Consider the following 7637-nt stretch of genomic DNA (forward strand, 5'->3'; position numbering starts at 1 on the left):
GGCCAGCGAGGGCGACCGCCTCTCGCTTGAGCCGTATCATGTTGCCGCTGAGATGGTGCGTAGCGCCGATGGCGGGGGTTTGGCCGCCGCGGCCGCTGCCGTCGCCAAGGGCTGCAAGCGACAGGAGCAGCTTGCGGCGGAGGGGCTGAACGATATTGTCAACAAGCTGCAGAACCGGGGATACGAGCCGGTCGTGGCGGCACTGCTTGCAAATCGCGCCGGTTGGGTCACTGACCTTCTGGCGTATAGCTTGGCCTTTCCGGATCATCCGCCGGTCGCAGAAGGGCTCGCCCTTCGGGAGGTGCTTCAGTCTGCTATCGGGCGAGCCGGTATTGAGCTTGTCGAACTGGACGGGAAATCGCTTCCTGACCTCGCGACAAAGAGGCTCGACATAGCGCCGGCAGAGGTCGAAGCGCGCATGAGGGCGTTGGGCGCGACCGTCGGGCGGCCATGGCGGAAAGAGCAAAAGCTTGCCTGCCTATCCGCGTGGGTTACGGCTACAGGGAGGAATTGATGCCCAGATGAAGCCAGATTTGGTCGAGACCCGGTCTGCCGGAATTCGAGACGGTGCTGGCGGCAGAGAGTGACAGTGTTTTTGGCTTGAGATGAAATCGCGGCCATCGCCTGCGGAGATTAAAATTCGACCGATCGACGCCGATAGTCGCTGAAAGCGAGCAGATTTCGAATCACCGAAGTTTCTCTTTGGTGGCTTCGGATACGCTCCAAGGATTGACGTCTTGACATATTCTAGCACTGAAATAATTTATTTCAGAGCTGGAATAATTGTAGGTCGGGATCAATGCCTATCAAAATCGACTGGTTGAGCTCCGAGGAGCAGCGGACCTACCGCCTATTCTCCCGAATGAGCAGAGACCTCTTCAACCACTTCGACTGCGACTTGAAGCGCGACGTCGGTATCCCGCGAACCTACTACGAGGTTCTCTTTGTGCTCGGCGCATCGCCGACAGACCGCATGCGCATGACCGCTGTGGCCCAGGGAACGAGGTCGGCGCCGAGCCGGGTCACCCATGCGATCGGCAAGCTGGAGAAGCTCGGACTTCTCACCCGGCACTCCAACCCGAAGGACAAGCGGGAGTTTCTGGTGGAACTGACCGGGAAAGGCGCAAGCGTCCTGCAAGCGGCGGCCAAGTGTCACGCGGCAAGCGTGCGCGCCTATCTGCTCGATGCTCTCTCCGAGCGGCAGCAGGACGAGCTACGCCGCATCAGTGCCCGCGTCATTCAGCAAATCGAGACGCAGGCCGTCGAAGACAGCCACTTCGCTGATCTCGGTGAAGAATAGACATCTCTCTTCGAGGATAACCCTATGAAAGATCATGATATGGCGTCGGCCGGCGCCGCTAGCCGGCTGGCCTTTGTTGCCGTTCTCATCGCAGTCTTCATGATCGTGCTCGACACAACGATCGTGAATGTCGCCGTGCCTCGCATTGGAGCAGAGTTCGGCGGATCGGTCGCCGGCCTGCAATGGGTCGTCAACGCCTATAACATCAGCTTCGCCGCCCTTCTCTTGATCGCGGGAGCCAGTGCCGATCGTTTCGGCGCAGGACGGGTCTTCAAGCTCGGGCTGTGGATATTCATGGCGGCCTCTTTGGCATGCGGCCTCGCCACCTCACTCATATTCCTCATCGCTGCCCGCACCGCGCAAGGTGTGGGCGCGGCCTTGATGCTGCCGACGGCGCTTACTCTCGCGAGCCATCTTCACCCGCTTCCCGCCGACCGCGCCCGCGCTTTCGGCGCCTGGGCCGCGGTCGCAGGCGCAGCCACGGTGCTCGGCCCCTCGGCAGGCGGTTTTCTGGTTGATGGCGTCGGTTGGCGCTTGGTCTTCCTGATCAATATTCCGGTTGGCCTTCTGGCCATCGTGATGCTTCGCCATATAAGCGAAACACAACGAGCCGAACGGCGGTTCGATGTGCTGGCCCAAGTCTTGGGGGCCATCGCCCTGGTGGGACTCGCCATCGGCCTGACGCAGTCCGGGCGCGTAGGATGGCGCGAACCCGGCGCCTACGGTCCGCCTTGGTGATGATGATCCGGGTCGAGAGCCGGGCACCGGCTCCCTTCATTCCACGTGAGTTGTTCAAGGATCGTCGCTTCTCGATCGCGACAGCGGTCGGCTTTCTGCTCAGCATCGGCATTTACGGCCAGATGTTCGTGCTTTCGATCTTCTTTCAGGAAGGCGCCGGCTATTCGGCGACGGCCACGGGCCTTGCACTTCTCCCCTTCGCTGTCACGACGATCATTGGTCCGCTGCTTGCGGGCCGCGCCATCGCCGCTTATGGCGCCCATCGGGTCCTTCTGTTCGGGCAAGCGGCGGGCTCCCGGGCTCGCTGATCCTTGCCTTCATCGAGCCGAATCAACCTTATTGGATCGCTGCAACTGGACTCTCTTTGCTCGGCCTCTGCCAGGCAGCCTCACAGCCGAGCGTCGCCGCCGCGGCTCTCGCCAATATCCAGAAGCACAATATTGGCATTGCCTCCGGCGCTTTGACCTCCTTTCGGCAAGTGGGCTCGGTTGTCGGCGTCGCTCTCCTCGGCAGCCTGATGGACAGTCACCGCATCGTCGGCGGAACGCGGCTTGCCCTTTTAGTGGTCACCGTCCTTTTTGCTGTGGGTTGCTTCCTGACGTTCGTCATTCCCTCAAGGAACAGCGCGCCCTGCGTGGACATGAGAACGTGACGGTGGCTTTTGCGTAAGCTGCACCGATTGCCGGTGAGACAACTGGACTGTTCAGATAGTCCGCGTAGGCGACGAGATCGCGGTGGAGCGGCGCCGGCAGCTCGACCGTCACCTTGATCGGCTTGGCCCTTCTGGGAGAGCCTTTCCGAGGGCGGCCACGCGATGTGGTTGTCTGATCGCCAGATGAAGGGATTGCGCTCGGATGATGCGCGACGGGTCGCATCGCAAATCGCACTATGCTATGAGTCCGTACGGTACTTTCTTGGTCGCAGCGAGACCGATCCGCGTCGCCGAAGATGGGTCCTGAGAGCCGATCGACCTCGATAGATACCGAAACCGCACAAAAAATTTTCGTGCGATTTTCCCTTTCAAATCAACACCGTAAGATTTTGGCGGCCCGAGGGTCGGTTTTCGCCGCCGAAGGCAAGAAAAAACCCAGCTAGTTCAATGGTCTAACTGGGTTTGGAACAATGGAGTGGGAGTGACGGGGGAGTACTGTGGAATAGGAGGGGATAGTTGGGGGCACCTGGCAAATAGTAGGCTGCCAACAGCAGTTGATTGAAATCGAGCGATCTGGCCCGCACCTCCTCAATCATGCAAGGAAGCGGACCACGCCCCCGTCAACACGCAGCGCCGCACCGGAGGTTGCAGATGCCTGCTCCGAGCAGACGTACACGATCATGTTGGCGACCTCATCGGTCGTCGCGAAGCGCTGAATGAGGGTGGTCGAACGCATCGCCTTTAGGAAATCTTGCTCGGCTTCCTCCCGGGTGGTTCCGTTCGCCTCCGCCTGCTTCGCCATGAAGTTGCCCAGAATCTCGGACCGCGTCGGGCCGGGCAGGACCGCGTTGACGGTAACGCCCGTGCCCGCCACCGCTTCGGCCAGGCCGCGCGAAACCGCAAGCTGCGCGGTCTTGGAGACGCCGTAGTCGATCATCTCCTTGGGAATGTTGACCGCGGACTCGCTGCTGACAAACACAACCCGTCCCCAGCCCCTGCCCGCCATGCGCGGCAGGTAATGGCGCGACAGGCGTACCCCGCTCATCACATTCAGTTGGAACAGGCCAAGCCAGTCCTCGTCGGGGATCTTCGCGATGTCCTCGATGCCGTTGTAGTCCCGGATGTAAGCCGTACCCGCGTTGTTTACGAGGATATCGGCATCCGGCACCTGCGCGATCAAGGCCTCGCTACCCTCTGGGCTCGCCAGGTCCGCGGCGATGCCCGAAATATTGTTTCCGGGAAAGGCCTGCTGCATCTGCCGCACCGCCTCGTTGACACGGGCATTCCCGCGACCATTGATCACGACCGAGGCGCCGGCGCGTGCCAGCCCTTCGGCGGTGGCGCGACCGATGCCGGCGGTCGACCCGGTCACGATCGCCTTACGGCCACTAAGATTGATGTTCATCGTGAGTCTCTCTTGCTTGGTGTCCTAATTCTGAGTTTGCCGCGGGACGGTCATACGTCCGTGCAACGGCCGCCTCGGCTGCGCGGGCGAGGCTTTCGACCCAGTCCTGATGGTAGCGGTATAGCGCGCCGGGATGTTTGCGGCCTAGCTCCTCAAGGAACCAGGGACCTTGCTGCGTTTCCTCGGTCAGCACATGACAGCCGTCATCGGTCGGAGTGATCACCCAGCCGTGGTAAGCGCTCGAGCCGGTGTCATCGCCATCGACCGTCGTTGCCCAGGCGAGCCTGCGAAACGGCTCGCACTCCGTCACGACCAGGCTCATCGGGAACCCGACCGTCACCCGGCTGTATCGAGTTCCGAGTGCCAGTTCCCGCTTGCCGGTCAGGATCTTCACCTGGTCTTCGGCGGGAAAGTAGCTGGACCAGTTCTCGGCCTCGACAAGCAGCTTCCAGACCACTTCGGGGGGCGCGTTCACGTCGATGTCGTTGAGCGCGTAGATGGCCGAGGTCTCGGGATCGTACTTCTCGGGCCAGATCACGTGATCGTACATCGATCACTGCTCCTTCTTGAACAAATCCTGGAAGATGAGCCGGCCCCAAGTGCGGTCGCGCGCGTGCACCAGCGCGCCACCCTCGTTGAGCTTTCCCAGCTTGACGGGTGCGAACCCGAGTTGTTTGGCCAAATCCGCCACGGGAGCGGTCGCGTCCTCGTCGTCGCTTGACAGAAAGACGACCCGGTGGCCGCCCTCGACGATCGGATCGGCGGCCAGGGTCGCCGCAACCAGGTGATTGAAGCCTTTCACGAGCTTGGCGCCGGTGAACGACTTCGCGACGAAGGCGGAGGACGGGAGGCCGTCCAGTTCCTCAAGGGGAACCAACGCGTTCATCGCGTCGATGACCGTCTTGCCTTTCCAACTCGGCAGGGCCTTCGCAACCTCGCGATGCTCCCCGAACGGGACCGCCAGGATGATTGTGTCGGCCTCGAGTGCTTCGCGCAACGACTTGGCCACGACCGTGGGTCCAATCGCCCGAGCCTGTGGCGCCAGCGCCTCGGGCGGCCGGCGGCTAGCGACGGTCACGTCGATGTTTTTACGGGCGAAGGCGTGGGCGAGAGCCTGACCTACCTTGCCGAATCCTACGATTGCGTAGCTCATAATACTTCTCCGATCCGTGTTGATGTTGATTCCCCCACCTTTCAGATGGCCGAGAAGCCGCCGTCGACTGACAGCTCCACCCCATTCACGAAGCTGGAATCGTCGGAAGCAAGAAACACCGCGGCCGCCGCAATTTCCTCAGGACGCCCCATCTTTCCCCGCGGAATCAGGGATTCGAACATCCGCTTCGCCTCCTCGGTGAGAACTTGGTCCTGCATCGGCGTGGCGATCGGCCCCGGGTGCAGCACGTTCACCCGGATGTTCCTGTCCTTCAGCTCGTTTAGCCACCCGCGTGCGAATGCGTGCAACGCCGCCTTGCTCGCCGCATACACGCTGTAACCAGGAAAACCCTTCACCGAAGCAACTGATCCGGTCATGAAGATCGATCCGCCATCGTTGAACAGCGGCAATGCCTTTTGCACCGTGAACAGCGTACCGCGCGTATTCAGGCCGAAGGTCGCATCGAAATACTGCTCGGTAATCTCGCCCAGCGGGACGGCTTCGCCCGTGCCGGCGCTGGCGTACAGCACGTCGATCTTGCCCTTTTCCCGCTTGACTGTGTCGAACAGGCGGTCGAGGTCGTCGAGATTGGACGCGTCGCTGCGCACGCCGGTCACGTTCCGGCCGATCAGCCTGACGGCCTCGTCCAGCGCCTCCTGTCTCCGGCCCGTGATGAAAACATAGGCGCCTTCTTCAACGAACCGCTTGGCGCTCGCCAGCGCCATGCCGCTCGATCCACCCGTGATGACTGCAACCTTACCCTCAAGCTTTCCCATGACTTCTCCTTTCGTGGCGTCGGGACAGCATTTGCCTCCGAGAACCTCGAAATGGGTCCGCCGGCATCAGTTGTTGAGTGCGGAAGCGCGCACATCGGTGGTGCGGAATCGATCCGGCTGGACGACTGACGCCAGCCGCGACGATCGGTGTCCGCCGTTCGGAATTGGGCCGCGCCCGTCGACATAGGCTATGATAACACCCCGTACTGCTGTTCGATGTATTAAATACGGGCTTTGGAAGACGCACCCGGCGGTGCGGGATTGCACCATGATCGACTGGGACGACGTTCGCTACTTTCTTGCCGTCGCACGTGCAGGCTCGGTGCGGGCTGCCGCCGAGCGCCTCGGGGTGAACCACTCGACCGTGCTGCGACGCATCGCCCAACTGGAGGAACAGCTCGGGGCGCACATGTTCGAGAAGCTGCCTTCGGGCTACCGCCTGACGGCTGCGGGGGAGGAGGTCCTCGAGCTCGCCGACCAGATGGAAGCGTCGTCGCACCAGCTGGAGACGCGCGTCTTTGGCCGCGACCAGAGCGTGCGCGGGCGTCTGCGGGTGACACTGGCACCGCCGCTGGCGACCCACCTGCTCATGCCGGACTTCTCCGATTTCGCGCGTCTTTATCCGGACATCGAGATGGAAATCTTGTCGTCCGGCGAGCTGGCAAATCTGACCAACCGAGAGGCCGACGTCGCGATTCGCGTCGTCTACGACCGCAAAACCCTGCCGCTCAATCTTCACGGTCTGAAGGGACCGGATGTATTCGGCGGTATCTACATGTCCCGCGATCGACTGGCCGCGTGGCGTGCGGGCGCGCCTGATCCCATCCGCTGGATCGTCATAAGCATTCATGGAATCCCGGACTGGGCCCACGAGGGTGAGGTTCGCACCGCCGAGGTTCCGTTCAGGGTCACGGATGCCGAGGCGCAGATGGTCGCGGTGCGGCAGGGGCTCGGGATGACGACGCTGCCGTGCTTCGTGGGAGATGCCGACCCCCTGCTGGCGAGGGTGCCGGGTACCAACCTGCACATGTACGGAACGCTCTGGCTTCTCACACAGGGGGAGGCACGCAAGACGAAGCGCGTGCGGCTCTTCACGGAGTTCGCATCCCGCAGGCTTGCCGCGTACGCTTCGCTTCTCGCCGGGCTGTCCCTATCGCGCGACTGACGCGCGGCGAGTCGCCGGCGACGCTTGCCGTAATCCGGTCGGAAGCCGAGCTGCGACCGCTCCAAGTGACATCGCGGTTAACCCCTTGCGCTGCTGACAGTAGCTTCGGCTATGTCGGCGGCGCCTTCGCGGCCCATCGGGCTATCGCAAACCCACCCTCGGCTAAGAGGGAGTGCTCGGCGACGATGGGTTCCGCGCCTTTATTGGCCTACCCGCCTGATTGGTTCACCAGCAACGGAACGATGCGGTCGCTCTTGGCGAGGACGGGACGGCCTGAGGTGGCATAGGGAATGCCGAGCGCATCCCAGGTCTCGACCAGCACGTCCTGCAATTCGGCGATCAGCGCGTCGGAATGGAAGGGTGTCGGCGTGATGCGCAGCCGCTCGGTGCCGCGCGGCACCGTCGGATAGTTGATCGGCTGGATGTAGATGCCGTGGACGCCGAGCAG

11 protein-coding genes and 1 pseudogene are annotated in these 7637 nt (G+C 62.2%); 6 read left to right on the forward strand and 6 right to left on the reverse strand.

The genetic code is table 11. The features are described from left to right. The 5 genes from EOA29_RS41495 to EOA29_RS41500 form a co-directional block, all read left to right on the forward strand. Window positions 1-514 (forward strand): hypothetical protein (locus EOA29_RS41495; RefSeq protein WP_189478923.1); only part of this gene is annotated, 514 nt, incomplete at its 5' end. Between the two features lie 384 nt (window positions 515-898). Then, on the forward strand, window positions 899-1300 hold the full coding sequence (locus EOA29_RS18775) for a MarR family transcriptional regulator (protein WP_189478924.1): 402 nt from the start codon (window positions 899-901) through the stop codon (window positions 1298-1300). Window positions 1301-1339: 39 nt separating this feature from the next. Beyond that, on the forward strand, window positions 1340-2038 hold the full coding sequence (locus tag EOA29_RS43800) for an MFS transporter (RefSeq protein ID WP_189478925.1): 699 nt from the start codon (window positions 1340-1342) through the stop codon (window positions 2036-2038). Further along, window positions 2038-2346 (forward strand): hypothetical protein, encoded by a 309-nt coding sequence (locus EOA29_RS43805; protein WP_281061092.1) that lies wholly within the window; start codon window positions 2038-2040, stop codon window positions 2344-2346. The genes EOA29_RS43800 and EOA29_RS43805 overlap by 1 nt, the downstream gene beginning before the upstream one ends. Window positions 2347-2402: 56 nt before the next feature. Beyond that, complete coding sequence (locus EOA29_RS41500) at window positions 2403-2690, forward strand: hypothetical protein (protein WP_189478927.1); 288 nt, start codon at window positions 2403-2405, stop codon at window positions 2688-2690. Here the strand turns inward: EOA29_RS41500 and EOA29_RS43810 are convergent. From EOA29_RS43810 to EOA29_RS18810, 5 genes are all read right to left on the reverse strand, one after another. Continuing rightward, a complete protein-coding gene (locus EOA29_RS43810; RefSeq protein ID WP_281061091.1) occupies window positions 2644-2913 on the reverse strand; it encodes a DUF2274 domain-containing protein in 270 nt (89 codons plus the stop codon). The two genes, EOA29_RS41500 and EOA29_RS43810, sit on opposite strands and share 47 nt — an antisense overlap. A 369-nt stretch (window positions 2914-3282) precedes the next feature. After that, window positions 3283-4095 (reverse strand): SDR family oxidoreductase, encoded by an 813-nt coding sequence (locus EOA29_RS18795; RefSeq protein WP_127221270.1) that lies wholly within the window; start codon window positions 4093-4095, stop codon window positions 3283-3285. After that, window positions 4079-4645 (reverse strand): SRPBCC domain-containing protein, encoded by a 567-nt coding sequence (locus EOA29_RS18800; protein ID WP_127221271.1) that lies wholly within the window; start codon window positions 4643-4645, stop codon window positions 4079-4081. Before EOA29_RS18800 ends, EOA29_RS18795 begins: the two co-directional genes overlap by 17 nt. A 3-nt stretch (window positions 4646-4648) precedes the next feature. After that, window positions 4649-5248 (reverse strand): NADPH-dependent F420 reductase, encoded by a 600-nt coding sequence (locus tag EOA29_RS18805; protein ID WP_127221272.1) that lies wholly within the window; start codon window positions 5246-5248, stop codon window positions 4649-4651. 41 nt (window positions 5249-5289) lie between these two features. Next, window positions 5290-6024 carry an SDR family oxidoreductase gene (locus tag EOA29_RS18810; RefSeq protein WP_127221273.1) on the reverse strand — a complete coding sequence of 245 codons (735 nt, stop codon included), beginning with the start codon at window positions 6022-6024 and terminating at the stop codon, window positions 5290-5292. Between the two features lie 268 nt (window positions 6025-6292). On the opposite strand from EOA29_RS18810, the gene EOA29_RS18815 reads away from it, so the two are divergent. After that, entirely contained in the window at window positions 6293-7189 is an 897-nt protein-coding gene (locus tag EOA29_RS18815) for a LysR family transcriptional regulator (RefSeq protein ID WP_127221274.1), read from the forward strand. A gap of 208 nt (window positions 7190-7397) precedes the next feature. On the opposite strand, the pseudogene EOA29_RS18820 reads toward EOA29_RS18815, so the two are convergent. After that, window positions 7398-7637, reverse strand: a pseudogene (locus EOA29_RS18820) (5-aminolevulinate synthase); the annotation flags it as partial.

Source organism: Mesorhizobium sp. M1E.F.Ca.ET.063.01.1.1 (genome assembly GCF_003998155.1).
In the GTDB taxonomy this organism is placed as follows: Bacteria; Pseudomonadota; Alphaproteobacteria; order Rhizobiales; family Rhizobiaceae; genus Mesorhizobium.